This window comes from Mariprofundus erugo (assembly GCF_005818865.1).
Lineage (GTDB): Bacteria > Pseudomonadota > Zetaproteobacteria > Mariprofundales > Mariprofundaceae > Mariprofundus > Mariprofundus erugo.
On record NZ_VBRY01000035.1, the window covers coordinates 1 to 445 of the forward strand.

Genomic DNA, 445 nt, shown 5'->3' on the forward strand with positions numbered 1-445 from the left:
GTCCGGCGCATACCAGATCGCCCGACCGGCGCGCAGCAACTTGAGCATGCCGCGCACATCGTCGCGCTAGACCGCCAGGGAATCGAGGTTGTGCCGCTCACGGCCACGGCGCTGGATAAAATCGAACAGCGCATTGCTGTGCTCGCGGTACATGCCGTCGATGGTATGGCGCTGGCCGAGCAAGGCCGCGCCGATCTCCAGGGTGGTGAAATGCAGGGCCATCAGGATCACGCCCTTGCCCTCACGCTGAGCGTTCTGCAGATGTTCGAGGCCTTCGATATGAGCCAGCCGTGCCAGGCGCGGCTTGGACCACCACCAGCTCATGGCCATTTCGAAGAAGGCGATCCCGGTGGACGCGAGATTTTTCCGCAGCAGTTGGTCGCGCTCGGCGTCGGACAACGCCGGAAAACACAATTGCAGATTACGCGCGGCAATGGTCCGTCGG

General features: G+C 63.1%; 1 pseudogene. It reads right to left on the reverse strand.

Going from position 1 to position 445, the window contains the following annotated elements:
- Positions 1-445, reverse strand: a pseudogene (locus FEF65_RS13285) (LpxL/LpxP family acyltransferase); the annotation flags it as partial.